The 26,577-nt window shown below is 45.5% G+C and carries 23 protein-coding genes; 11 read left to right on the forward strand and 12 right to left on the reverse strand.

Translation table 11 applies throughout. The annotated features are described in order from the left end of the window. Window positions 1-241 precede the first annotated feature (241 nt). From EHO57_RS09375 to EHO57_RS09390, 4 genes are read right to left on the reverse strand one after another with little or no spacing between them, the layout of a single operon-like run. The gene (locus EHO57_RS09375) at window positions 242-532 is read right to left on the reverse strand and encodes an HNH endonuclease (RefSeq protein WP_135646469.1); all 291 of its coding nucleotides are present in this window, start codon (window positions 530-532) and stop codon (window positions 242-244) included. Beyond that, on the reverse strand, window positions 529-1,521 hold the full coding sequence (locus EHO57_RS09380) for a type I phosphomannose isomerase catalytic subunit (protein WP_135698315.1): 993 nt from the start codon (window positions 1,519-1,521) through the stop codon (window positions 529-531). Before EHO57_RS09380 ends, EHO57_RS09375 begins: the two co-directional genes overlap by 4 nt. A 4-nt stretch (window positions 1,522-1,525) precedes the next feature. Further along, on the reverse strand, window positions 1,526-2,197 hold the full coding sequence (locus EHO57_RS09385; RefSeq protein WP_135645380.1) for a J domain-containing protein: 672 nt from the start codon (window positions 2,195-2,197) through the stop codon (window positions 1,526-1,528). Between the two features lie 35 nt (window positions 2,198-2,232). Continuing rightward, window positions 2,233-2,925 (reverse strand): LIC_12936 family protein, encoded by a 693-nt coding sequence (locus EHO57_RS09390; protein WP_135645378.1) that lies wholly within the window; start codon window positions 2,923-2,925, stop codon window positions 2,233-2,235. Window positions 2,926-3,042: 117 nt separating this feature from the next. On the opposite strand from EHO57_RS09390, the gene EHO57_RS09395 reads away from it, so the two are divergent. Beyond that, the gene (locus EHO57_RS09395; RefSeq protein ID WP_135645376.1) at window positions 3,043-3,375 is read left to right on the forward strand and encodes an STAS domain-containing protein; all 333 of its coding nucleotides are present in this window, start codon (window positions 3,043-3,045) and stop codon (window positions 3,373-3,375) included. Here EHO57_RS09395 and EHO57_RS09400 read toward each other — a convergent pair whose 3' ends face one another. Continuing rightward, on the reverse strand, window positions 3,376-4,002 hold the full coding sequence (locus EHO57_RS09400; RefSeq protein WP_135645374.1) for an LIC10729 family protein: 627 nt from the start codon (window positions 4,000-4,002) through the stop codon (window positions 3,376-3,378). Between the two features lie 35 nt (window positions 4,003-4,037). Here EHO57_RS09400 and EHO57_RS09405 point away from each other — a divergent pair, with 35 nt between their 5' ends. Beyond that, complete coding sequence (locus tag EHO57_RS09405; RefSeq protein ID WP_135645372.1) at window positions 4,038-4,970, forward strand: bifunctional riboflavin kinase/FAD synthetase; 933 nt, start codon at window positions 4,038-4,040, stop codon at window positions 4,968-4,970. Here the strand turns inward: EHO57_RS09405 and EHO57_RS09410 are convergent, their stop codons facing one another. Then, window positions 4,971-5,522 carry a hypothetical protein gene (locus EHO57_RS09410; protein ID WP_246050628.1) on the reverse strand — a complete coding sequence of 184 codons (552 nt, stop codon included), beginning with the start codon at window positions 5,520-5,522 and terminating at the stop codon, window positions 4,971-4,973. It abuts the gene before it with no gap. A gap of 241 nt (window positions 5,523-5,763) precedes the next feature. Here EHO57_RS09410 and EHO57_RS09415 point away from each other — a divergent pair, with 241 nt between their 5' ends. Both EHO57_RS09415 and EHO57_RS09420 read left to right on the forward strand, forming a co-directional pair. Next, a complete protein-coding gene (locus EHO57_RS09415; protein ID WP_135645368.1) occupies window positions 5,764-7,512 on the forward strand; it encodes a SpoIIE family protein phosphatase in 1,749 nt (582 codons plus the stop codon). Then, complete coding sequence (locus EHO57_RS09420) at window positions 7,509-9,308, forward strand: SpoIIE family protein phosphatase (protein WP_135645366.1); 1,800 nt, start codon at window positions 7,509-7,511, stop codon at window positions 9,306-9,308. The genes EHO57_RS09415 and EHO57_RS09420 overlap by 4 nt, the downstream gene beginning before the upstream one ends. On the opposite strand, the gene EHO57_RS09425 is transcribed toward EHO57_RS09420, so the two are convergent. Together EHO57_RS09425 and fliD are read right to left on the reverse strand one after the other, a co-directional pair. Next, window positions 9,305-10,273 (reverse strand): hypothetical protein, encoded by a 969-nt coding sequence (locus EHO57_RS09425; RefSeq protein WP_135645364.1) that lies wholly within the window; start codon window positions 10,271-10,273, stop codon window positions 9,305-9,307. The two genes, EHO57_RS09420 and EHO57_RS09425, sit on opposite strands and share 4 nt — an antisense overlap. Before the next feature lie 31 nt (window positions 10,274-10,304). After that, window positions 10,305-12,242, reverse strand: a complete 1,938-nt coding sequence (gene fliD / locus EHO57_RS09430) for a flagellar filament capping protein FliD (RefSeq protein ID WP_135645362.1) — start codon at window positions 12,240-12,242, stop codon at window positions 10,305-10,307. 108 nt (window positions 12,243-12,350) lie between these two features. Between fliD and EHO57_RS09435 the strand changes: the two genes are divergently transcribed. Next, window positions 12,351-14,438, forward strand: a complete 2,088-nt coding sequence (locus EHO57_RS09435; RefSeq protein ID WP_135645360.1) for an adenylate/guanylate cyclase domain-containing protein — start codon at window positions 12,351-12,353, stop codon at window positions 14,436-14,438. A gap of 27 nt (window positions 14,439-14,465) precedes the next feature. Here the strand turns inward: EHO57_RS09435 and EHO57_RS09440 are convergent, their stop codons facing one another. The 4 genes from EHO57_RS09440 to EHO57_RS09455 all read right to left on the reverse strand — a co-directional run bounded on the left by EHO57_RS09440 (window position 14,466) and on the right by EHO57_RS09455 (window position 20,849). Continuing rightward, window positions 14,466-16,226, reverse strand: a complete 1,761-nt coding sequence (locus tag EHO57_RS09440; RefSeq protein WP_135645358.1) for an acyl-CoA dehydrogenase family protein — start codon at window positions 16,224-16,226, stop codon at window positions 14,466-14,468. Between the two features lie 113 nt (window positions 16,227-16,339). Beyond that, window positions 16,340-16,744, reverse strand: coding sequence for a response regulator (locus EHO57_RS09445; protein WP_135645356.1), 405 nt, complete (start codon window positions 16,742-16,744; stop codon window positions 16,340-16,342). Further along, the gene (locus tag EHO57_RS09450; RefSeq protein ID WP_135645354.1) at window positions 16,728-19,880 is read right to left on the reverse strand and encodes an ATP-binding protein; all 3,153 of its coding nucleotides are present in this window, start codon (window positions 19,878-19,880) and stop codon (window positions 16,728-16,730) included. The genes EHO57_RS09445 and EHO57_RS09450 overlap by 17 nt, the downstream gene beginning before the upstream one ends. A 123-nt stretch (window positions 19,881-20,003) precedes the next feature. Beyond that, complete coding sequence (locus tag EHO57_RS09455) at window positions 20,004-20,849, reverse strand: hypothetical protein (RefSeq protein ID WP_246050630.1); 846 nt, start codon at window positions 20,847-20,849, stop codon at window positions 20,004-20,006. Between the two features lie 144 nt (window positions 20,850-20,993). On the opposite strand from EHO57_RS09455, the gene EHO57_RS09460 reads away from it, so the two are divergent. The 6 genes from EHO57_RS09460 (at window position 20,994) to EHO57_RS09485 (ending at window position 26,575) form a co-directional block, all read left to right on the forward strand. Then, window positions 20,994-21,323 carry a hypothetical protein gene (locus tag EHO57_RS09460; protein ID WP_135645352.1) on the forward strand — a complete coding sequence of 110 codons (330 nt, stop codon included), beginning with the start codon at window positions 20,994-20,996 and terminating at the stop codon, window positions 21,321-21,323. 46 nt (window positions 21,324-21,369) lie between these two features. Continuing rightward, on the forward strand, window positions 21,370-21,807 hold the full coding sequence (locus EHO57_RS09465; protein WP_135645350.1) for an LIC13259/LIC11441 family protein: 438 nt from the start codon (window positions 21,370-21,372) through the stop codon (window positions 21,805-21,807). Window positions 21,808-21,940: 133 nt separating this feature from the next. Next, entirely contained in the window at window positions 21,941-24,070 is a 2,130-nt protein-coding gene (ppk1, locus tag EHO57_RS09470) for a polyphosphate kinase 1 (RefSeq protein WP_135645348.1), read from the forward strand. Between the two features lie 3 nt (window positions 24,071-24,073). After that, window positions 24,074-25,492, forward strand: coding sequence for an FAD-binding oxidoreductase (locus tag EHO57_RS09475; RefSeq protein WP_135645346.1), 1,419 nt, complete (start codon window positions 24,074-24,076; stop codon window positions 25,490-25,492). 7 nt (window positions 25,493-25,499) lie between these two features. After that, a complete protein-coding gene (locus EHO57_RS09480) occupies window positions 25,500-25,856 on the forward strand; it encodes a transmembrane 220 family protein (protein WP_135645344.1) in 357 nt (118 codons plus the stop codon). Next, window positions 25,853-26,575: a lysophospholipid acyltransferase family protein gene (locus EHO57_RS09485; protein WP_135645342.1), complete on the forward strand. Its 723-nt coding sequence runs from the start codon at window positions 25,853-25,855 to the stop codon at window positions 26,573-26,575. Before EHO57_RS09480 ends, EHO57_RS09485 begins: the two co-directional genes overlap by 4 nt. Window positions 26,576-26,577 lie beyond the last annotated feature (2 nt).

Consider the following 26,577-nt stretch of genomic DNA (forward strand, 5'->3'; position numbering starts at 1 on the left):
TACTTTAAAGAATTTGCATATATCTTTTATTACCATCTGTTCGATCTCGATTTGCCTGAGCCTTTCTTGCAACGAAGGCAGACCGGATTGCAGCCATGCGACTGCTAGCGATAGAAAGATCTCCGAACCCTTGGAGATGGCTTGCTTAGCGGATAAAAAGAATTCGGATTTCTGCGATCTATACGTTTTAGAGATGTTCTACCATTCTCACTGTTGGTAGTCGTTCTCGTTGCCAGGTAATTTAGAATTCTTCGAAAGGAAGTTTATTCTTCTTAGCGTTATTGCAATCTTTACAGGCAGGCACTAAGTTAGCCTTGATCGACTTGCCGCCCTTGGCTAATGGGATGAGATGGTCCATGGTCAATTCTTCGGGCGGGAATTTCTTACCGCAGTAATAGCAAATACCGTCGGCCTTTTTCTTTTTCCACCAAGGAGTCTTGCGCAGATCCTTTGCGATCTGTCTCTGCTTCTTGATCTCTGCCTCGCTCACCCAAAGCAGAGGCTCTTCCGAGAATTCGTTAGGACCGTTCATACGGGACGATTGTCCGACCAATCCGTTCCCGGTCCGGACCATGCGAGTCTTAAATGAGGAGTTTGGGGCTTGCATTGGATCCCATTCTCGATCCCGAAAGCGGTCACAAGAACAGTATCTCCTTTTTGTAATGCGATTCCTTCGAGGTCGCATTTGCCTTCTAAGACCATCAATACATGAAATACGGGTTCTTGGGCAAAAGCAGGCAAGGAAAATCTTTCGGAAGAATTCGTTTCCAGGATCTCCATTCTGAACTTATCGTTCGAAGTGAGTAAAGATCTTTCGCAATTAGAACCGGGCAGCTTTTTCAGGACCAATCTGTCTTTCGGATCGGCAGAAGAATAATCCAAAACATCCAGAGCCTTTTTCAAATGCAGTTCTCTCGGACGGCCATAATCGTATACTCTATACGTCGAGTCGGAGGACTGCTGCACTTCCATCAGAAGAATGCCTCCTCCGATCGCGTGTATCCTGCCCGGGTTCAAAAGAAAAGAATCCAGTTCCTTTACTTCAACTTCGTTTAGGATCTCTTCCACTCGATTGGTCTCTACATACTTAGAGAACTCGTCTCGATCCGTTTTTCTGGAGAATCCGCAGACTAATTTGGAACCGGGATCCGCTTGGAGCACCGTCCAGGCTTCCTTCTTGCCGGAACTGTCCGGATCGAATTCCTCCGCGTACGCATCGTCAGGATGTACTTGCACGGATAATTTTTCTTTTGCGTCGATCAGCTTGATCAGAAGAGGAAATTCCTTTCCTACAAAAGCTTTTCCTAATATTGCATCCGGATGGGAAAGATAGACTTCTCTGAAAGTCTTTCCGGCGAATTCCCCGTTGGTCACGATCGAAAGATCGGAGCCATAATCGGAAATCTCCCAGGATTCTCCGATATCTCCGGCAGGGATCTTACGTCCCAGAACCGTTTCTAGTTTTCTACCGCCCCAGACTTTTTCCTTATAGATCGGCTCGAACTTTAAAACCTTCTGCATACGCCTATTTTTTCGGCCCCTGAAAGAGTTCAATTTTAACTTTCAATGTTTGTTTCTTGAAATGAGTGAATGCGTCCGGTCTAAAACCGGAGAGATCCAGAGTATAGATCTTTCCTGGGATCAGGCTTCCCGGTTCGGGGCTCCATTTTAGATAGCGAAAACTCTTATAGCTCCCCTTTCCTCCGCAGGAGCCGCAGTTTAGATCCGATCCCATACATTCGGGACAGATGGAACGGACCACCAAAGGAATTGCGGCGAATATCCTTCCTAAGAGTTCTTCTTTCTTTAAGCAAATCCGAATATCGTGATAGATGCCGGTGTATTTCTTGCGGTCTCGACTTCTCATTCCCGCTCTTAATAAACCCCTTCTCGCAAACTCGACTGCCTGTGTGGCGAATAATATCCGTGAAGGAGGAATGACGTGCATTCCGGACTTACGTCCTTCTTCTCTCTTTTTCCGTATTTGGAATTCGGTATCGAATCTGGATCGAGCGTCCGGTTTAGAAAGGATCTGATAGGATTCTACTACTTGCAAGAACACAGGCTCTGAGCCTGTGAGTTTGTTATCAGGATGGAATATCTTAGCGAGCTCTCTGTATCTATGCTTGATAGACTCTATGCTCGCTCCAAAATTCAAGCCCAGAACACGATAATGATCTATCCAGGCCGAATTCATACTAAGCTTTTAGACCGGAATTCGGAACCGCGGGTTTAACGATTCGAATTATATTCTTGGAAAGAGCCTCCGCTTTCCAGGCCGTCCAGCATGCCGTCCACATCTTTTGCGTCTGCACGGATGGTTCCTTCCACATACTTATCGATTGCCTGGATCACTTCCGCAAGATTGTCCCTATAGGAACGAACAAACTTCACTCTCTGATATGGGCTTCGGATATTGGAAAGACTATATACTTCTTCTTTGATTCCCGCATCCGTTTTTTTCTTCAGCGTAAGTACAATGGTAGAAGGATCCGAGTTCGCTACACTTTCGTTCTTCATCTCGCCGGTCTGATCGTCGATCGGCCGAAGTTTGGTAACCAAGGATTTCCGAGTAATAAAACGCACTCCGTCCAATTTCAGAGCGTTTTGACCGCCTGAAACCTTCAGGTAAAATTTCTTATCTACTAAGTATCTGTCTCGGACCGGAAAATTGAAATTCTCTAGAGCGGGAACGAACTGAAAATATTCGTTATCAATAATTTTCTTCCTTTTGCTCAAGAAAGGAAGCATCTGTTCGATTCTCTTATGAAAGAGCTTGATATCGCGAGTTAGCCCCTCTATGTCCCGAACCTGAGTAGGCTCGTACGGTAGAATTTTGATTTGTCCGTCCGCTTCAAAATCCTGAGCGGAGCTTCCCCAGCTAAAGAATACTAGTAGAAGAAAGAATAAAATATGTTTCTTCATAAATGAGTTCGGAGACGTTCCTGATAACTAGTGTCGTCCATTCCGTCAAAAAGCCCGGAATTTTCCTAAAAATTCGTTGAATTCCGATCGGATTCTACGAAAAGGGAAGGGACAGACATGGAAATTAACATTAGAAAATCCGGCGATACGAACGTAATCGGGCTTTCCGGGAGTCTGGACATCTATACGTCCATCGATCTGAAGAATTTCTTCGAACAGAACATAGATCGAAACAATAATAACGTAGTAATCAACCTTGAGAAGCTGAACTATATCGATTCATCCGGCATTGGAATGCTCATCAAGCAGCTAAATTATGTCCAAGAGCTGAACGGAAAGTTTTTTATAGCGAATATGAAGGCTGCGATCGAAAAAGTCTTCAAAGTAGCCGGCCTTACGTCCTATTTCCAAACTCTTTCAGAAGCGGAATTCACCAGCCAATTTCCTTGATCAATCCGGATACTCGGGAGCCGTATAGGACAGAAAAGCGTCCCAGACTCCCCAGAACCTTCCCTTGTCCCCTGCCATAGGCAGCAAGCTTACGATCAGTCTCCCTTGTACCAATTCGGAAGGATCCACTCGGATGTACACAGGAGGGGTGCTGGAATAGAGTGCCTTTGTATATAATTTAGGGTCAGGGAAGCGTACACTTCTCTTCTCCATTCCGTTCACCAAGATCCGTAACTCTCTATCCGGAAGAAGATTCGCATGTTCTGTTTTTTGGAAAACGGTCAGGTCCAGATATACATAGATCTCATCTTTTCTGTCCGGATCTGCGATCAGTAGGATGTCCAAACCTTGTTCGGGCACCATCCTGCATTGGTTATCAAATAGGCGGCCTGTACCAGCTCCGGGTGCGGGATCTTTTCGATCCGGGGCGAGCTTCAATCCATTATGCAGGGCCCAAACGGAAAGCTCCGGAAAGGTTTTATAGTCCTCGGAAATATAAGACTCTCCGCCCATCGGTTTGGCGAAATTCTCATAATTTTTCGTTTTCCGATTTTCCTGACCGATCGGACTCTGTCCGGCAGTGGTCGAAATCAAGAATAAGAGTATTGCAAATCGGAGCCGGTCCATCTTTTTAGAGTATCGACCGTCCTTCGGAGGGAAACTTGAAAATTCTTAGAAGTCTGGAGAACTTAAAAAGCCAACTAAAGACTTCCACAGTTGTGACCCTGGGGAATTTCGACGGGATCCACCTGGGACACCAGGCTCTTTTGGAAAGGACCAAGGAGATCTCCTTAGAAAAAGGTCTTCCCTCCTGCGTGGTCACCTATTATCCCAACCCGGCTTTAGTACTCGGAAAGGACAAGGATCTGGGCGGGATCACTACCCAAGCGGATAAGGAAAATCTAATAGAATCCTATGGGATCGATTGGCTCATCGTAGTCCCCTTTACCCTGGAATTCGCTCAGATGGAAGCTGAGGATTTCCTTAAGAATATCCTTATACAGGAATTGGGTGCCAAGTCCATACTCATAGGCTTCAATCATTGCTTCGGCAAGGGAAGAAGAGGGGACTTCGAGCTACTCCAAAAATATTCTTCCGAGTTCGGATACGATCTGGAAAAATTGGATCCAGTCTTCTTAGGTGGCACCAAACTTTCTAGTTCCTATATTCGTTCCTTATTGAGAGAAGGGAAAGTTGCCGAGGCAGAAGAATGTCTAGGTCGTGAATTCTCCGTTTCCGGCACAGTGGTCGAAGGTCATAAAAGAGGAAGAGCCATCGGTTTCCCTACTGCCAATGTGAAGCCGTTTCCGGAGCTGATCCTTCCCGGAGTAGGAGTGTATGCCGGTCATACAGAGGTCGAAGGCAAGGCCTATCCTTCTATGATCAATATAGGGAACAATCCTACGTTTGGGGACAATGCAATCGCCTTAGAGAGCCATATCTTCGATTTTTCGGGAGACATCTATGGCAAGACTGTAAGAGTATCTTTCTCCGAAAGGATACGTGCAGAGGTTAAATTCTCCGGCGTAGACGCGCTTGTAGAACAACTGAAGAAGGATGAGACTGTTTCCCGCAAGATCCTAACAGAGAGATGATCAAATCATCCAACGGATCGGAAATCCACCGAATACGGGAATTCCCTTACGTCCTAATAGGATGCCCTCCAAGTCCCCAGGAGGAGTATAACGTAAAATATTTGTAAATAAGATTATTGGAATATGATCCGCCCAATTCGGGACAGCTCGAAAGAATGGGTCCCATCTTAAGAACTCAGTATCCCCTTCTTCCAATAAGGAAATAGGACTGCCCGAGAATTCCTCAAACCAAGAGACCATAGCCTTAAATAGATTCGATTTATTTAATGTGATCGTTCCTGTCGGGAACTCCAAAAGATATCCCGGATTGAAATGTGTCATACAGGATTCGTTAGTACAGACGACGAATCGGATCTCCTCTAGAAAGGCTGCCCAATCGCGTAAACGACCCCTGGACTTGGCCCAAGGGGTCCTACTCTCCGCACCGCATTTGGGGCAAACGCAGATAGGCGTTAATGTAATTCCTTTCAAGGAAAGGATAGGAGCCTCTTTCAGGAGCGAGGAACTGGTTTCTCGAGTGAAGTAAGGGGATTGCGTTTCTGTAGCTTCCAAAGAATCCCCTCCCTCCATATTCCCCGCCGCGTAATGCTTGCTTCAGAAACGTTGGTGGCGCCAATCATAGACTCAATGTCGTCTAACGCAAATCATTTTCATAAAAGGCAAGACGACATTTTTCAATAAATTCTGTCCTTCAAAAGCTATATTTTTGAGCTTCAAAAAGCTCTGTCGGCAAACCATTCGGGATTGATTCGGAATCAGGATTCGGTTAGGATGCCCCGGGGCGATTCGGTTCATGAATTATTACCTTTTTCTGCCAATAAGCGCTCTAATCACAAATACCCTTTTAATTTCATACGTTTTCGCAAGAAGGTTCCGAAGCGCCGTTATTCGGGACTTCCTCCGCTTCGTATTCTTCTTAAATCTCTGGCAAATCTGCTTTATTCTATATTGGGGAATGCTCCCTCCGGAGTGGATGACTGCCATCTTCAAGCTGACCTGCTTCACTTGGTTGCCTGTGGGTCTCTTATTATTAGAAACTGTTTATAGATTTTTAAACATCCGTTCGACAATAGCTCTTCCCTTCTTCCGTGTCTTCGTTCTTGGCACGATCTTACTGACCGCATCTACGGATCTAGTGATCAAAGGCTCTGTTTTGTACGATTGGGGTTATGAGTTATTGCCTGGGATCTTATTTGTTCCCTTAAGTACGATCGCTGTTAGCTTTCCTGCGATCTGGGGACTCAGTCTTCTGATCCGAGAGAGGGCCAAGACAAAACAAAGAAAGATCAAGATCCAATTGAATCTTTGGATCACCGGTACGAGTTTCGCTCTTGCTACTAGTGCTTATACGGAGTTATTCAATCTGGATGAGCAAGGCAGATACCTGTTTGTTCCCTTGACTTCCATCTCGATCACAGTCCAAGCCATCTTTATCTTTGTTGCGATCACTCGCTATGGATTCCTGAACATCAGTTTGGAAAGGATCGCAGTGGAATTGTTTCGGGACATTCATGATGGGATCGTGCTCACTAAAGAGCACAACGAATTCTTTTTTGCCAACCAGGCTGCCATCTCCATTCTGGATGGCTCTCCTTCTAAAGAAGGGTTCTTTCGACCGGAAGAATACTTTGCCGGTTATCGGGAAGACCAGGATCATTTTCCAAGAGACTACCAACTGATCAAGAAAGCGGTCCCGCAATTCGTAGAACTCACTCTTTCTGAGATCAAGATCACCGACGAAGAATCAGGGATCCTGTACCTACTTCGGGACATTACGGAAAGAAAGGCAGCTCAGGAGAAGATCCATCAACTCTATTCACAGATCGTAAACGACCTGGAGATCGCAAGGGTGACCCAAGCCTCCATCATCACCCAAAAATTCCCGGACAAGGATTCCTACAAGATCCATTCCTTCTTTCAACCGATCGATAAGGTGGGTGGCGACATGCTTCGTGTCATAGAGCATGATTCCAATCGAGTGGACATTCTATTCGCGGATGTCTCCGGTCATGGGATCGCTTCCGCAATGGTGGGGGGAATGCTCTCCATAGCCTTTCAGATCGTGTCCGACAAACTTCTTTCTCCTGCGGAAAGTCTATCAGAGATCCATGAAATGCTTTCTAAGGTGGTCCTTCATCATCATATCTCCGCCGTATACGCTAGCTTTTATCCTAAACAAAATAAGGTATCCTTTTCCTACGCAGGTCATCATCCCATTCTAGTCCTGCGAAACGGAAAGGTTCTCTCCTTAGAAGGAGAAGGAAGAATCCTACTTGCGATCAAGGAATTGTATCTAAACGATTATAGTTTCGATCTGATCGATTCGGATCGTCTCTTATTCTACTCCGACGGTTTGTACGAAGTGAAAAACGATCTAGGTGATATCCTAGGCTATGAGGAATTCTTGGATTGGATCAAGACCATGGCGGACCGGGACACTCGCTCCTTATTGGAAGCGGCTCATAAAAGGGCCTTGGACTTCGGAAACGGGAAACATAATGACGACTTGGCAATGTTAGCCCTGGAGATCGGTCCGAAATGAATCCTTATTTGATCGTTCCTCTTCTAGCCCTATTCCTAAATCTATCCTTGTTTACTTATGTGCTCGCCTTAAAGGGCAAGCATAGAGTAGTTCATTTATACTTACTGTATTCTGCGGACCTAAGCCTTTGGATCATTTCCATCGTTCTATATTGGTCCTTCTTGCCGATACATTGGATGCCTTGGATCTTTAAGATCAGTTCCATTTCTTGGCTACTCGCAGGAACTCTTTTCCTCGAATTCGTATTTGCATTTCTATCAAAAAATCCTAATATTCTGCTCTACCTATTAAGAGGACTGGCCTTAGCCATCTTTCCGATCGCCCTTACCACGGATTGGATCATAGGAGGAGTAGAAAGAAAATACTGGGGAGACATGCTGATCCCCGGCCCCTTGTACGTTTACGGGGTAAACGTGCTCATCGTGACTCCGGCAATATACGCAATCTTCCTATTGATCTTCGAATCCAGAAAAGAAGAGATCGGTTTTAGAAAGCAATGTTATCTTTTGGCCTTCGGGACATTCCTCACATCCATACTCGGCTTCTTAACTACCGTATTACCTAGGATCCTCTCCAAAGGGGATCTACATTATCCTCCTTTGAGCGGAAGTGCAAGTGTGATCCAATCCCTTTGCGTGTTCATTGCGATCGCAAAGTACGGTTTCCTGGAGATCCGCTTAGAGAGGATCGCTCTCCAGCTTTATTCTAAATTGAGAGAAGGAGTTATCCTTCTTTCCACCGCAGATGAGCTGCTATATTGGAACGATAGTGCCAAAGAAATATTAGGATTCCCTAAATCTGCTTCATCTCCGGAGAAATTAGATCTGGGACATTTTCTGGAAGGATTTACCAGAAAACCGTTCACTCGGATGGATTTTAAGAAGAAGTCCGACACTCCTGCAAAGGTGATACGGATCGACGACGACATGATTGCCTCTACGGTTCCCATGTATTTGGAAGTGTCTAAGTCGGAGATCCCGATTTCCGGAAGGGATGTGGGCAAGGTCTATGTGCTGCGAGATATCACCGAAAAGAAAGAGGCCTCGGAAAAGATCAATATGCTCTATTCCAGGGTAGTCCGCGATCTGGACATAGCCAGAGAGGTCCAGAACACGATCACTACTAGGGACTTTCCCGGTTCGGAGAAGTTTAAGATCTTCTCCTATTTCAGGCCGTACGACCATGTGGGTGGAGATGTTCTGAATTGTGCGGAAACCGCGGACGGAAAGATAGAGATCCTATTCGCAGATGTTTCCGGGCATGGGATCTCTTCCGCCATGGTAGCGGCAATGGCTTCCATCTCTTTCAATGTGGTTTCCAGAAAAGGGAGTAAACCCAAAGAAGGACTGCTATTCACAAACGATCTTCTTTCTTCCGTAGTGACCCAACATTTCATTTCCGCAATGTATCTTAGGTTCGATCCCAAAACTCTAATATTAGAATATAGTTATGCAGGTCATCATTCCGGACTACTACTTAGAAAAGGGGAGACATTGGGCCTACCTGGGAAAGGAGGAGTTCTACTCGCAATTGGGACCCCTATCTTGGAGGATTATCAGATCCAGTTGCAAGCGGGAGATAGGATCTTATTGTATTCGGACGGATTATTCGAGGTAAGAGGTTCTAAGGGAATCCCGATGGGCAATGCAACCCTGGTAGAAGCAGTCAAAAAACTTTCCTACCAGGATTCGGACGGGCTTATCCGATCCCTGGTCTCCTATTCGGAATCTTTCGGGGATGGGATCATCACGGACGATCTCACTATGTTCTGCCTGGAGATCTCAGAGTCGGCTTAAACTGCCAACGAATCTGCCTGCTCTTTTACTTTTTCCAAATAGGGAAGAAGTTCATCTAAGACCGCAGGGATCTCATACTCGATAATATCTCCGGCACGAATGATATCTTTTTCTTCTAATGCCAAAGCTACCGATGCAAGAGTATCGTTTAGATCGTTTGTCTTTTCTTCGAATGTCCTTTCTGCGATCTGGATCTTGGAGAAATCCATACCGGGAAGTTTCTGTCTTAGAGTGATAAACGAAGTCAATAGTACATTGATCTGAGAAACGGATTGAGTCAGAAGATGGGTTGCTACCTCGTCCTTTCCGGATTGATAGCTTTCGTTCACCTTCACAAAACTTTCTTTTAGGGCGGGAACTGCCTTAATGAAAGTATCCAAGATCTCTCTTAAGATAGGAAGATCCAGATCCAATACGGAGGCTCTTGCAACCAGATCCATCACGAATAATTTCATATCTCTCAGGTATTCTAGGAACTCCTCGATGGCAGTCGTGCCGTCCAGCTTTCCTGCTTTGGATTGAAGAGCTTCCATGATCTCTTCTACCGTGCTTCCGGTTCCCATAGGTTTGATCTGGTCGTATTTCAGTTTCAAAAGTTTGCCGGCGGACTCGAGTAGAGTCTTGATCCAATACATTCCGTCGGTGAGTTCCTTGGTTTCTTTTTCGGTAAGGCTGTCTCTTCCGAGCAAGGTAGTCCCTACCTTGTCCACATACGAATCTAATTCGTGCAAGGAACTGATCAGGATATCCAATTCCTCTCCCACATAGAATTCCATCTTATTCGCCTGAGCGATGGAAGAATCACGCATAGTACCTGCTTGGAATTCTTCTCCATCTACTAGGCAGGAGAGCAGGAATTTTCCGTTCGACTCTACCCAACGCCCCACTGCGTCGAAAACCTCTCCTAGGTTTTTCTCGTTCTCGAAGGCACTTTCCAATTTCTGATCGTTTACGAATATTTCCACGGTGATTCCTCCGTTTATCCTTATGATTTCCTTACTTGTCGTCTCCGCCTTGGCTTCTCAGGTTATTACTGAGATAAGAGCCAACGGCCTTATTCCTTCCGACTCCCTGTTCCATATACAGGAATTTTTCCTTAAGCTTCTTCTCGTAGCTTAGCAAATGAGATTCGAAATTCTTAATTTTCTTATTGTTATCGGAGACTTGTTCTTCCAATAGCTTGATCTTGCTCGTGACCAGGCCGCCTGCATACTGAGTATAAGGCTTTAAGTGTTCTACCAGATTTACTCCGACACCTGTATCCATTCTAGCGTCGGAGTTTGTATCCTGAGCGAATAGGTTTCGCACTGCATCCGGATTCTCCGCTAATTTTGCAGTAAGCTTGGCCTCGTTCAATGCGAGATATCCTTCTTGGATATCCGCCCATTTGCTTCCTACGTCTCCGGTTGAAATTCCCACATCCGCAAGAGTCCTGATCTCGGAAGTTCCCAATGCAGGAAAGGAAGAAGTGGTTACATTCTTCATTCCTGCGATCAACCGAATGACCGAGTTCTCCCCTGCAAGGATACCTGTTTTACCCTTGCCTTCCCAGAAGGATCGAGTGATATCCGGATCGTCCAGCTTAGCGTCGGAGGTACCGCTTTCCTTGTTCACTGCGGTAGCATCCTTAGAGTATTTTAGTACATTATTATATGCTTCTATGAATTCCTTGACCATCTTGATCCCTTTCGCGGAATCCACTTTGATATCCACAGTAACGGGACCTTCGCTCTTCTTGTTCAGGTTCAGAAGAACTCCGTCCAGAACATCAGTCAGTCCTTCGTTCTTAGGACGAGTAACCTCTATCCCGTCGACCGTAAAGGAAGCATCCTTGGCTTCTACGATGGTCTTTGCCGGTTTCGCCCCGTTGAACTCTGCAGGAAGAACGAACCTGAATTGGGAGAATTCCTTCTCCTTTCCGGTTTGATTGACTACGATCACCTTATGGATCTTCTTTCCTTCCATAGAGGATTTGAGAGTGATGCGGACCTTTCCTTCCTTATGATAGGCGGTCTCCAACAATACCTTGTCTTGCTCGTCTTGGTCGTATAGTACCCCGAGAGAGATCGTTTCTCCTTCTTCCAAAGGTTCGGAAAGAGTGGCTTCTATCCTTGCTCCCTTCTTCCCTTCCTTTGCATCTATATGGAACTGAAAGGCTTGCTTGGAGCTGAGTTTTACCTTGGACGGCTCCTTCTTCTCTGCGTTAGCCGGAATAAAGACTGGTTTTGCAGTCGCATCCATTCCGTACTTTTCCGGTTGGAATGCATTTGTCTGTCCGGCTTCCCAAGGAAGAGGAAAGACTTGAGGAGGATCCTGAGGCAACATCCCTCCAACGAGGGAGGCCGCTTTTAAGATCCCATTCGGATCATCAAATTTCAACTGATTGTCTTTGCCCGATTGAGAAGCGGCGAGAGTTAATACGGTTTTATCCTGGTCTACCTTCACCATGGTAGGTTGAACGATCCCGGCAGCACCCGTGCGAATGGTGAGATAGAGATCTCGAATGGTCCCGCCCGGGAATTCGATCTCCTTCTCATTCTCTCCGGAAAGGATCTTGAAACTACCGGCAGGGATCTTTCTCTCGGAATCGATGGGATCTCCCGAGATCTGGTGAAAGGTAGCGAGTTCTTTGACTTCTATCTTACGCTTTCCACTGCTCGCAGAACGAGCGGCATCACCCGTGATCACTCCTTCCGGATCGGACACGATGGACTTGGTCGCGAACGGCGCTGTAAATGATATGATTTCTCTGGTCTTATTTTGGAGATCTGTGGTCAGGGTCTTCAGATCGGTCCAAGCCTTGACTTGGGCCTGGTTGTATCCGTTTTGCCTTTCCAAACGGCGGATCGGCTTGGATTCCAATTCCACAAGCTTCTTAACGATCTGGTTCGTATCCTGGCCGGAACTTAATCCCGGAATTGAGAATGCGGGCATAGTCCCCTCCTGTTATTTCCCATCGACCAATTCCTAAAAAGTATAAGTGATTCCATGAAAAAAAGCTGGTAGAAGTCGGTTTCTACCCCTCATTTGTTCGATTGATCTATGCGCCATTTTTCCTTAAAAACCTATTCCTTTCTTATAATCGCTCTGATTTCCTGCGGATCCATTTTCTCCTGCGTGGATTCCTCTCACTCGTCCGGGCGTCGTTTCCCGACAGCAAAAGGCGGGGTCCTAGACCTGCGAGACTGGGATTTTGAGAAGGATGGGATCGTAGAACTCAATGGGGAATGGGACTTCTATTGGATGCAGCTCGTTCCCCCCGAAAAATTCTGGCAAGAAGAAGTGCCCAAGCCTGCGGGACTCATCAACATCCCCGGAGTTTGGAACGGTTACGAGCTGGACGGAAAACATTTGCCTCCGATCGGATACGTAACATATCGTCTAACGTTACTTTTACCGGAGAACTCTCCCGATCTAGCCGCTCGCATAGAGGATGGACAAGGCTCCGCCTACGATGTTTATTGGAACGGAAAGAAGATCGCGAGAAACGGGATCGTTGCTACCTCGGAAGCGGAGGAGAGGCCCGAATATCTCCCTCAAACGAGCGCTGTTCCCCGCGCTAAGGAGGTGCAGGTAGTCGTACATATTTCCAATCATGTTCACAGGAACGGCGGATTTCAAATGCCCATCCTTTTAGGAGACGCCTCAGAGATCTTCGCTGCGAGAGATAGATTGAGGTTAACGAGCGCATTTCTTGCAGGGGCCTTGCTCATCATGGGCTTGTACCACTTGGGGCTATTCTTTTACCGAAAGAAAGACACGGAAACACTTTGGTTCTCTCTCATTTGTCTTACGATCACAATGCGGGTACTTCTTAGTGGGGAAAGATTCTTGGGAGAAGCAGTGCGCTTTGTTCCATGGGTCATCCTGATTAAGGCGGAATATTTGGCCTTCTATTTGGGAGTGCCGATCATGGCTCTTTTCGTTCGCAGATTATTCCCCAATCGTTTCCATAAATCCGGGATCATTGCAATTCTAATCCTATCCTTGTCTATTTGCTTGTCCGTAATAATACTGCCTCCTGCCCTATTTTCGCATACTCTTCCTTTCTATCAGCTTTTGATCGCGACAGGCGGATCGTATGCGATCATCGTTCTGATCATAGCTTCCTTTAAAAAGGAAGACGGAGCATTGCTTATGCTATCAGGATTGGTATTCTTCTTTGCATCCGTTATCAACGACTTCCTATTCTATCTTTATCATATAGGTCCGGGATATCTCACTCCAGCCGGTCTATTCTTACTAACGTTCTCCAATGCAGCGATGCTTGGAAGAAGGGTCGCAAAAGCCTTCAATACGAGCGAAGAGCTATCGTTGCATTTGGAAAAAAAGGTCATCGAGAGAACGAGAGAACTATCGGAAGAAAGAGATCGTACTGTAGAAGCAAGAAACGAAGCCGAACTCCAAAGAGCGAAAAGCGATCGATTGCTTTTGAACATCCTTCCTAAGACTGTAGCAGAAGAATTGAAAGAAAAGGGAACGGTTTCACCTGTATACTACGACTCGGCAACCATCCTATTCACCGATTTTGTAGGATTCACTAAGACTGCGGAAGAAATGCTGCCCGCGGATCTAGTAGAGAATCTACACTCTTGCTTCTCTAAATTCGATTCCGTAGTTTCCGAGAGAGGATTGGAAAAACTGAAGACCATCGGAGACTCTTATATGTGCGCGGGAGGAATTCCGAGTGCAAACTATTCCCATGCTGTCGACAGTTGTCTAGCAGGTTTAGAATTTCAGAATTTTATGAAACAGATCGCAGAGGATAAGGCAGGCAAAAGTCTTCCCTTCTGGGAATTAAGAGTGGGAATTCATACCGGCCCGGTAACCTCGGGAGTCATAGGCTCCGATAAATTCGCCTACGATGTTTGGGGAGACGCGGTGAATACCGCCAGCAGAATGGAATCCTCGGGCAAGGCCGGCTTCGTAAATATCTCCGGTGCGACTTATGAGATCGTGAAAGACTTCTTTGTATGCGAGCACAGAGGAAAGATCCAAGCGAAAGGCAAGGGAGAAGTCGACATGTATTTCGTACTATCGATCCACCCTTCCCTTTCTTTAAATGGGGAAGGAAAATTACCGAACGAAAAATTCGAATCCTTAAAGGGATCCTTAAGCGGAAATCGTTAAGAGTGAATCTTTCAGATCTGGAGTAGTTCAAACCGCTTGGATAGAAGCGGCTTTAATTCTCAAGCGAGCTCTTAGGCCTTCCATATATCCTAGGCTGTCCAAATTATACTCATCCACATGAGAGAGTCTTTCCGCTCTAAGTTCTTCCGGAATTCTCAAAGTAGAACGATAGAACAGAAGTCCGGAAAGTAGTCTTGCTGTGGCCCAAACGATCTCGTCCGCAGTCTCTTCCTTATCTTCCGAAGCAGGCAATTCCCTATAAATTCCCATCAGCTCTTGGTAAATATCCCAAGCATCCGAAAGGAGTTTGGTTTCTTCCGTCGGGAAATGAGACCATTCGTTATCGATATATTCTCTTAAGAAACCATGATTGCTCATTCCAGTGGTGATCCCACCGATGCTCGCATTTACTTGGATCTGAGAGGTTCCGTCATAGATGGTTGTGATCCTAGAATCCCTGTAGATCCTAGAGACATCGTAATCTTCCGTAAAGCCTGCGCCTCCATGTACTTGGACCGCATCTCCAGCGATCTTCACACAACTCTCTGAACAATAGAATTTGGAAATAGGAGTGAGAATGCTTGCTAGTCTTTCCCAATATTTCAGTACCACATCCGATTTCAGATCCCTGTCCGTGGCTCCCTTTTCTTTCAGATGTTCTCCCCTAAAATAATAGAGATCCATTGCGCGTGCGCCTTCTAACATGAGGCAACGCATTGCCATGGTTTCCCTTTCCATTCTACGAAGTATTTTTCTGACTGCAGGAATGGTCCCTATAGGTTTTCCGAATTGGATCCTTTCGGAAGCGTATTTCTTGGCCTCGCCTAATGCAGCCTGTGCGATCCCAACTCCTTGTTGAGAGATTCCCATCCTAGCTCCGTTCAACATCCCCATGGTATGTTTTACTAGGCCGTGACCTTCTTCTCCGATGAGGATGCCCGGAGTATTTTCTAAGACCACTTCGCAGGTAGGAGAACAATGGAGCCCCATCTTCTTCTCAATCCCGGCGATCTGGATATCTTTGGATTGTACCAAAAAGAAGGAGAGTCCTCGTGCTCCACTTCCCGGATTTCCGGTGCGAGCTAATAACAGAAGAATAGCGGGGATCTCTCCTGTGCCGCAACCTTGGGTGATGAATCTCTTGGTCCCATTGAGAAGATAAATATTTCCTTCCTTATGGGTCGCTCTTGTCCTGAGCCCGGGAAGATCCGAACCGTGGTCCGGCTCCGTTAGCCCCATGGCGCAGGCAAATTCTCCCGCTGCCAATCTAGGAAGCCAAGCGTCTTTCAACTCCTCGCTTCCGTTCTTTTCTACGATCTCCGCCAAATTCACGCAACCGATCGCGATACAAACGGAAGCGTCCACTCTATATAAGATTTCACTAAAGAAAGCCCTGACCGACCAAGGAACCCCTAAGCCTCCGTATTTCCGGGAGAAGCCGGTGGGTTGCAATCCCGCATCTCTCGCCTTTCGGACGATCTCTAGGAGTTTTTCAGGGAAGACAACCTTCCCATCCTTGAATTGGACCCCTACCCGATCGAGGTCCGCTACGTAAGGAGCGATCTCTTTTCCGGCAAATTCTCCGACTGACTCTAACAGAGTTTTATAATATTCTTTCGCTTCATCATAAGAAGAAGGAGCCGTTGCGAACCTTTCGTCTCCGGCCCTATATTTGGCCGCATCCGTAAATCCGTTTTCGTAAGAGTCTATGATCTCTTTCCAATTGATAATATGTTCGAAATGAAGTTGTAGATCGTCTACATCGCTGAAGTAATTGTTTTGAAGCATCTTAAAGAGATTCCCTTGGGAAAATCAGTATCCTCTTCAAAATAGAAAGGTCAATTCGTTTTCCAAACTAGAGGCCTTGTCCGAACAATCGTTCGTTTGAAGCTCAAAACAGTTTACTTACCGCAACAAACTCTGACTGCATCCATGAGCTTTTTGACATCCCAAGGCTTAGGAATGACAGCATATGTCCCGGCTTCTCTCTTCACTCGATCTGCTGCTTCTGCGTCCACATGTCCGGTGACTAGTATGGATCGTATATTAGGATACTTTTGATGTACAAGGACTAGGAACTCGTCCCCTTTCAACCCTGGCATCAGCCAATCGGACAAGATCAAGATAACGCTCACTCCGGCACTCACTAAATCGTCGATGATCTCTAAGGCTTCGTTTCCGCTCATAGCAGTCTCGTATAGATACTCGTCGCCCATTTGCTTCTTTAATTCCTTTTGCAAGGTGATCAGGATGATCGCTTCGTCATCCACGCATAAGATTGCTTCCTGTCTAGTCTTGGTTTCCAATCGGCTCCCCTTTTTCACTATTAACGGATTTCAGCCACACGCTAAATTTAGTTCTTCCCGGTCGGGATTCAAATTCGATCTTTCCACCTATCCTTTCTACGATCTTTTTAGAAATATCCAAACCGATACCGATCCCTTCTCCCGGTTTTTTCGTGGTGAAGAACGGATCAAAGATCTTGCCTTGTATCTCTTTAGGAATGCCTGAACCAAAGTCGATAAAGGAAACGACAATCCAATTCTCTATCTTTTCGATCGCAATCTCTATTTTGCCTTCGTAGTTAATCGCCTGCAGTCCGTTATTCAATAAATTGATCCAAACCTGGTTGAGTTGATTCGCGTCCCCTAGGCATTTTTCCTTGGTTTCAAATCTCTTTACGATCTCGACACCGAACTTTATCTTATTTTGATACAAGGTCAAGATAGTCTCGATCTCCGCTTCCACATCGATCGGAAAAGTTTCGTTCTCCTCTATCTTTCTTTCTCCCGGATTGAGATAATGCTTGAGCGCATCCACCACATAGGATGCTTTTCCGGTCGCGATGGAGATCACATTGCTTAGTCTCACCACGGAAGCGATAGAAGAGATCGCATTCAAAGTCTTCAGGGAATTCCTTCCCCTTAAAAGTTCCGGCAAACGATTCCCGAGTCGATGCAATCCCATTTCCAGGATCAAGTTCGCTACATTCTCATGGTTCGGAATATTCCATTCTTTTAAATTAGCACTCAGCTCCTTACGCAAAGCGCGATTCGGAAGGATCTCCGACTGGGAGATCTCCTTAAGACTTTCTTCTAGTAGGATCTTGAAATTTGCCCTTTCTTCGGTATCCAGGTTCAGGATCAGATCCGGGATCTCTTTGATCTCAGTATACAGGATCTCCAGGATCGCCCTATTGGAAGAAACGATAGCACCCAAAGGCGTATTCAATTCGTGAGTCATTCCTGCCGCTAATTGGCCAAGGGCCGCCAATTTTTCGGATAGAAGGAGTTGGTCCTGGGTATCCTTCAGCTCCTTCATAATACTTTTCTGATATTCGAGCGCCTCTATCAGATCCGAATTCGATTTCTTTAATTCTTCCGTTCTAAGGTCTATCCTTCTTTCCAGATTCGCATTCAGATCCAGGATCAATTCTTCGGACTGCTTGCTCTTTGTAATATCATTCGCGATCCCGAAGACCTGCCTAGGAGTCCCATCGGGTTCTCTTTGGTAGATCAAGGCCCGGGAGACCAACCAAACCCATTCCCCGTTTACATGCTTCAATCTGTACTGGAATTCGATCAGGTCCTTATCACTTGCGGAAAAATATTTAGGATAAACGTTCTTAGTATAATTTTCCAAATCATCCGGATGCATTAAATTAGGCATAACATTGGCATCCATTTCCTGGACATTGTCCACGGAATAACCCAAGATCCTGTATATCCCGTTATTAGCGTAAACGTTCTTTCTCTCTTTCAGATCGTAAATATATAGAATATCCGGAGTGATATCCAAAATAGATTCGATAAATTGATTCCTCTCCAGAAGTTTCCCTTCTATCGATTTCATTTTATGGAAAGCGTCCTGCAATTGCTCCGCCATATGGTTGAAAGAAAGTGATAGAGTTCCTAGTTCCTCCAAGCGGCTAGTAGGAACTCTCTGCGTTAGATCTCCTTCTGCCATTGCCTGGCTTGCTTCCGAGATCCTAGAGATGGGAGCGGTAACGACTCCCGCAAGAAAGACCGCTACCAGTAAGGAAAGAAGGAGCGCAATCGCAAATACCTTTGCAGATTCGCTATTGCCAAGTCTCACTCCTTCTAGATAATAAGAAGCGGGCATTGCAGTGATCACGATCCATTGCACTTCTCCGCTCGGATCCTGATAAGGAGTAATCTGGGCTAACCAAGTCTCCCTGGATACGGGCTTTGCAGTCACCACATCAAACCTAAACTGAAAAGAGGCTTTGACCATTTTCAAGTCCTTGGACTCGGAGATCAAAGCTTGCACCGCATTCTTAGCCACCAGGTCCGAACTCTCCGAGACGAGAAGATTTTCTCCCTTTGCATCTAAAGAGGAAGCGATCTCATTCCCTTCTCTATCGATGATAAAGGCTCTACCGCTCTTTGCAATATTCGTATTATGTAATATTTTATCGATCTTCTCGAAATCCAAACTAGAAGACTTAGAGATCGAATCATCCAACTGAAGATTGATATTCTCCGAGATCTCCTGGTGCAAACGAGAAGCCAGTTTATCCGCCGCGAGTTCGGAACTCCTAAGAGTTAAGTAAGCTGTGGATCCTACCAATACCAAGACAAGAAAAATGAAAGGAGCAACCAGGAACATGCGTACGGGCCAACCCCTGCCCAGTTTTTCCATGCCTTTCTTTCCGTTCTCCCAATACCATTCCTTATAGCTCAGAATGGATTCCTGGGTATGACCGGGGATCTCCGCCCAAAACAGATTATATCTTCTTGATAAAGGATATGCGATGAGCACCGCAAACGGAGCGATGATCCAAGTAATCCCAGTGGTAAAGAAAAGCGCCGGAGTAATATTCCTATAGGAAATCTCGGGAGTAAACTGATCGGAGCAAATATAACCCCAGAGTTGAGGCTCTATTCCCATGAAGATAATCACAAATATGGAATATAGGAACCAGGTCCGTATCCTTCTGAAATCGGGATTCCTTCCTATGAGCTGGTAGGCCACCCAGAAACAGGACGGATTGATAAAATATCCCAGGATCCAGTCCATGAGAAAATTCGGAGGAACTCCTTCGATCAAGTCCGAAAGTCCGTATGCAAACGGGACCGCTATAAGAGCGGGATAGCCGAAAAGTAGAATACAGACAAAAACCGAGAGATCTTTTAACGATTCGAAGGTCTGTGCCCCCGGAACCAAAACGATGAAGGAACCTATATAACCGGTAACGAAGATCAGGACGAAAGTAAAAGCAACGCTGAGTAACGCCGGCGCGTCCCAAATCTGTCTTTGGCGACCGAAGCTCCAATTTCCTCCGGCACGGAATGTAAATCCCCCGAAGGCTGACACCATGAGAAAGATCCCGACTATATAGCCGAACCTTCCCCAGATATCCATAAGAGGCAAAGGGATGGATGCGAATATTTCTTCGAGTCTTTGGATCGCCAGATTCATGACTGATTTTCCTAGGATCCGTTTTCTGAAAACGAGCCTGGAGCAAAACGCTCGGAAATTTCACCCTTTGATTTAAAGAAAGTCAATCCGGTTATGAGGTTCTGTATTCTTTCCGTTGGGATTTCAGCGGATATGAGTATGCGAATGCAAATGATTTTCGCAATACTCATGGTCGGCGCAGTCCACGCAATAACGAAATTCTAAATAAGGATTCGTCGCCTCAGTCGCTCCGCAAATGAAGCACCGATGCACAGTGAATACTTCCTGCTCCTTTTTCTTTACGGCCCAAGAATTGGCTCTGGAAGTCTGACGAAAAGAAGAGAGAAGATCTTTCCCGAAAAATAGGACCAAATTCGAAAATCCGAAGAGTAGTCCCGCCAAAGGAAGATAGGAACCGGTCATTTTTACTTCTTCGAACCTGCCGATCACTAAGAAGACAAAGATCGCAATCCCGATCCATTTCATTCGTATCGGTAGAATGAATAACTCCGCATTTGGCATCCGGATCGCAAGGGCGATCAGCAGGCATTCGTAGATCAGTCTAGTATTTACATACAAAGGATAATAGATGGAGAGAACTGCCCCTACAGTGATATGAATGACGGCGGACCAAAGATATAGATTGAACTTAGGAGAACCCAAATCCTCTTCGATCATTCTTCCTACAAAGAAGATCACGTAGGAATAGATCGCGAGTGAAACCCAAGGCATAAAGCTTCCTTCGGCTGCCTCACTGGGAGAATAGAGCCGGAATGCGAATAATGCCACATCCCACCATTTTCCTTCCTCTATGATGGAGGCATTCAGTATCGCAAAACTTGGGTTCACGAGTAAGGAATAAGTAGTGATCAATGCGGTGGCTGCCGCAAAATATCCGGCGGCGTTTTCCAGATAGAAATGATGCAAGAATCGATTTAAAAAGCGTTTCAATAAAATGACCTTAATACTAGGTAACTTCTGCCAGGACATATCGTGGGAAGGAAAAATCTACGAATTATTTTATGTGCACGGGTTCTAAAAATTCTCGACCGCATCCCCATCCACAACCACGTCTAATTGCTTGGGCCGTAAATTAAAATGAACCGGAAAATCCTAGGTTAGGTCCAATCTTTAATGATCTCCCGGTTGTTATTCGGACTCTTTATATTGAGTTTTTCGATCTCGGCTTCTGCAAATGAGACCGGGAACTTCGAATATCATTCCCTAAAAAAACAATCCGGCAAAGAGATCTATAGTAGCGTCGATTCACTTGGATGCTTCACATTCATCAGGACCGCGGAGAAAGAAGCCGAGAAGACAGAGACCGATCCTTCTCACGCTCAATCAAACGGGATCCGCATGACGCTCCCTTTCCCGAATGTGGAGCTTTATTCAGTCGCAGAGGATTCCTTACCTCAGAGCACATTCCATTCCCCACTCAAGAAGGTTCGACTGCTCATTTAGGATCCTATTTAAAGAATATTCGTATTTTTTAATTTAGGAGAATTTTATGCGCAACGTATTCGCTTATATCGCCACTGCTTCCGTAGTATCCGTCACTGCACCTGTTACGATCGAAACATCAGAACTACGACTCTTCCAAAGACTAACAGTGTTTCACGAACAACTTCTTTCCAGCGACGAAAAGAGGACGAATCCGAAAGGGCTCGCAAACCTGATACGAGAAGTAAAAGAGAAGGCACAGGATGCAAGGATCCTATATGCAAAGGCCCTCACATTCGCTGAGCTCTTGGAAAAAGCAAGATCCAGAGAGGACCAGGAATTCTTGTTTGCTGAGTTAAGTCACACTCTCAAAGATAGAGCTCCCAAATTCGAATTTCACGCCTTTTACTGTCCAGTTACGAACAAGACTTGGATCGCAAAAGGAGAGAAAGTCCGAAATCCGTATCTCATAGACGCAAGAGAATCTGGCACCATATTAAATTGATAGAAAGAAGAAGGAAGCGGAGAGCCTTTTGGATTTTCCGTTTCCTTCTTCCAATAGAACAAAATGTGTCGCTCAAAGCCGACTTGACTCTTGGCCTAGCGGTTTTAAACCAAGAAGAAAGAAGGATAAATCTGTGGCTCAAAAGACTAAATCCGGCGAAACTGGGACTCATGCCAACGGGGGGAACGGAACCAAGGGTCCGATCCATATTGGAAACCCGGATATATTCTTCGATCGGGAACTCTCCTGGGTGGACTTCAATAAAAGAGTATTGGAAGAGGCTAGAGATCCTGAAAATCCTCTCTTAGAAAGATTAAAATTCCTCTGCATCACCGAAACCAACCTAGACGAGTTCTATATGGTGAGAGTCGCAGGCCTTCGGAATATTTTAGCAGAAGGAAACGACGAAAAAAGTTTAAACGGCCAAAGGGCATCCGAGATACTTACGGAACTTTCCGATAAAGTCAGGGGCTTTGTACACGAACAGTATGAGATACTGAACTTAACTTTGACTCAAATGAAAGAGAATGGGATCGAACTCATTTTGAACCCTCTCGAATTGAATCAGGACGATATCGAAGACATCAGACAGTATTATAAGGATGATGTTTCTCCGATCTTAACTCCTCTTTCCATAGATCCTTCTCATCCATTCCCACATATATTGAATAAATCCCTAAACCTAGCCATCTTATTGTCTACGGACGATGAGAAGACGGGTTTGAAAAAAGACCTATTCGCAGTGGTGCAAGTGCCTTCTGTTCTTCCTAGATTCATGCAATTGAAGGGCGATGGAAAGGTACGAAGATTCTTTCCTTTAGAAGAGATCATCAAACTACACGTTAGCAATTTATTCTATGGAATGACCGTTAGAGAGATCCATCCGTTCCGGATCCTCCGGGACGCTGATATCTCTATAGACGAAGAGGCGTCCGTAAAAGACCTTCTCATCACGATGAAGAAGGAGATCCGGAACCGTATCTGGGGAGACGCGGTCCGAATGGACATTTACGAAGGAACTTCTCCCTTTGTCCGGAACACTCTCAAGGAATTGATGGAACTCCAGGACCATGAGATATTCGAGGTATCTTCTTTATTAAATTTAAGTGATATTATGTACTTTTACGGTTTGGAACATACTTCCAAATTCAAGTATCCCTTCTTCCAACAAAAGGCTACTTTAAAATTTGAGTCTTCCGAAAAGATCTTCGAAGCGATCAAGAAGAAGGATCGTTTACTGCATCACCCGTACCAATCCTTCGCACCCATCGAGGATCTACTTCGTATTTCCAGCGAAGATCCGAAAGTACTTGGGATCAAGATGACCTTGTATCGCACGAGCGGGGATTCTCCGATCATTCAGTATCTAGGCCAGGCCGCAGAAAACGGGAAACAGGTGACCGTACTCGTAGAATTGAAAGCAAGATTTGACGAGGAAAGAAATATCAAATGGGCCCAAAAACTGGAAGAAAGAGGGGTCCACGTTGTATACGGAGTCGCCGGCCTAAAGATCCACTGCAAGATGCTCCTAATCGTCCGAAGAGAAGAAGAACATCTAATACGTTATGTGCACTTGGGAACCGGGAACTATAACTCCACTACGAGTAAATATTATACGGATCTTAGCTTCTTCACAGTAAACAAGGAGATCACAGAAGATGTAGCTACCATCTTCAATACGATCACAAGCTATGCAAAAATGCCTTACTTGAATAAGTTGGCTGCTTCTCCGCATAATTTGAAATCCGTCTTCTTGACCCTGATCGAAAAGGAAACGGAAAACGCGAAAGCCGGTAAACCGGCTCGGATCATCTTCAAGATGAATAGCTTAGTGGATCCCCATATCATTCTCGCAATGTATAACGCAAGTAGAGCAGGAGTGATCATCGAACTGATTATCCGCGGTATCTGCTGTTTGAAACCGGGATTACCTGGGATCTCCGAAAATATCACAGTGATCTCCATCGTAGGAAGATTCTTAGAGCACACTCGTATCTATTATTTCCTTTCCGATGGAGAAGAAAGTATCTTCCTTGCATCCGCGGATTGTATGCCCCGGAATTTCGAGAGAAGGATCGAAGTATTATTCCCCATATTGGAAGCTAAGAACAAGGATAGGATCAAAAAGATCTTAGACGTTCAGATCAGAGATAACGTGAAGGCTAGACTGCTCTCTTCCGACGGCATCTACCGCAAGAGAGAAAGAGTAGAGGGTGAGAAACCCGTCGATAGCCAGATCGAGAGAATGAATTTCGTAGAGTAAAGAATGAGCATTGCCCAAGATAAAAAAGACGTACTGATCAAGGTTTTAGGAGAGGACAGGGTTTTCTTCAGAGGCGAGGACAAGATGGACCGAGCCACCTTTCTCTCTTTCGGGACCGATAGGACCAAGGTCTATCCTCCCGATTATGAAATTCTAACATTCCCCAAAAACACGAAAGAAGTCTCGGCGATCGTTAAGTTCGCCTTCGAGAACGACTTAAAAGTAGTTCCTTCGGGCGGAAGAACAGGTTACGCAGGTGGAGCAGTCGCAAAGGCGGGAGAGATCGTAGTCTCTCTTTCCAAGATGGACCAGGTACTGGACTTCGATCCATTCTTCGGATCCCTTACCGTCCAAGCAGGAATGATCACTAAGAACCTTCATACGGAAGCAGAAGAAAGAGGGTTTTATTTTCCTGTGGATTTTGCAGCCACAGGCTCTTCGCATATTGGCGGAAATATAGCGACTAACGCAGGAGGGGTTCGGGTAGTTCATTACGGACTCATCCGTCAGTGGGTGCTTGGCCTAAAGGTAGTTACCGGGACCGGAGAGATCCTGGAATTCAACGGAGAGATCCTGAAGAACAATACAGGTTACGATCTGAAGCATTTATTCATAGGCTCTGAAGGGACCCTAGGGATCATCACAGAATGTACCCTCAAATTGACCAAGAAGCCCCTGGACAATCGTATCCTATTCACGGCAGTTCCGGACTTCCCCTCTATATTAGAATTATTTAAAGAAACTCATAATATGTCTGTTCCCATCCTGGCATTCGAGTTTTTGACCCAGTATTGCTTGGGAAAGGTAATGGACCATCTTCATGTTCCGGATCCGTTCTCCGAGCCTAGCCCATATTATGTTTTAATGGAATTCGAGATCGCGGAACCCGAAGACGAAGAGAAACTATTCTCCTTTTTGGAAACCATTCTAGAAAAAGGTTTCGTGACCGACGGAAGTCTTGCCCAAAACTCCAGACAGGCAGAGACATTCTGGAAGTATAGAGAAGGGATCAGCGAATCCATTTCCATGGACTATACGGTCCACAAAAACGATATTTCCCTTCCTCTTAGGAATATGAACCCTTTCTTGAACGACATGGAAGCATTGCTTTCTTCCAAGTATCCAGGGTTTGAGATCGCTCTATTCGGCCATATTGGGGATGGAAACCTTCACTTGAATATAGTAAAGCCTCAGGGACTCTCGGATGCTGACTTCTTCTCTCAATGCAAGAAGGTAGATCCTTCCATGTTTGAACTATTACAAAAACATCATGGATCCATCAGCGCGGAACATGGTATCGGTCTCCTAAAAAAGGACTTCTTACATTTCTCCAGATCACAAGCGGAGATAGACGTAATGCGTATGATCAAGAAGGCATTGGATCCCAAAAATATACTGAACCCAGGAAAAATCCTGCCGTAATACTTTTATGATCCCTTTCTTCACGGATTCGCTTCGGATCGCTACTGTATTAGCATGGCTTGTACTTGCCGGATTGCAGTATAGAGAACCGGATTCTAGGGTTTGGATCCTGGCCTATCTCACAGTCAGCTTGCTGTTCGCAACGGAATGGTTCTTATTCTTTAGAGATACCGGAAGAAGGATACTCATCGCAGGACTTGGCAAATCGATCGCAATCGGATATTTTATTTGGGCGATGTACATCTATTTGGACGATCCAAGGCCGAACCTGGAATCTAGGATCTTTAGGGAGAGCATGGGATTGATCGTTTCCGCAATCTGGCTTTTCCTTTTGCCGGTATTCCAAAGGAGTGAAGAGGCTTGAATATTCGGTTCCGTGCTTGGATAGCTACTCAGTTCCTAAGACTGATCTATCTCACGATCCGCTGGGAGAAGATCGATCTTCCCGAAAGCTCCAAACAATATCTGGACCAAGAGAAGGGAATGCTCTTAGCTCTTTGGCATAACCAGATCCCGAATATAATAGATTTCACATATAAGTTCTTTATTCTGAAATGCAAGAAGACTGTGATCCCAATGGCCTCTCAGTCCAAGGATGGAGAGTTAGTGACCAGAGTGATCGCTAATTTTGGAATGATACCTAAAAGAGGTTCCAGTCGGAAAGGAGGAGCAACGGCTCTCAAGGCCCTCATACAAGATGCGAGAAACGGGAACGTAAGCCTCATCACTCCGGACGGCCCCACTGGTCCGGTATATCAGTTAAAACCCGGGATCATTCAGCTAGCTTCTATGACCGGTTATCCTATTCTTTCCTATTATGGAAAGTACGACAGATACTGGATCATTCCAAGTTGGGACCACACCTTTTTACCCAAACCTTTTTCTAAGGTTACCTTTTTTATCTCCGAACCCTTCTACGTTCCTAAATTAAAGGGAGAAGAGGAAATAGAAATATGGAGAAAGAAATTCGAAGCCTTTATGCTGGCTCAGATCGGACTCACCGAACAAGAAGCGGAGAACGTAAGAAAGGAAGTGCGAGAAGCCACAGAGGCAAAAAGAAAAGATAGAGAAGATCGAAAGTAGGA

Origin of the sequence: Leptospira langatensis, from assembly GCF_004770615.1 — a bacterium.
GTDB lineage: Bacteria > Spirochaetota > Leptospiria > Leptospirales > Leptospiraceae > Leptospira_B > Leptospira_B langatensis.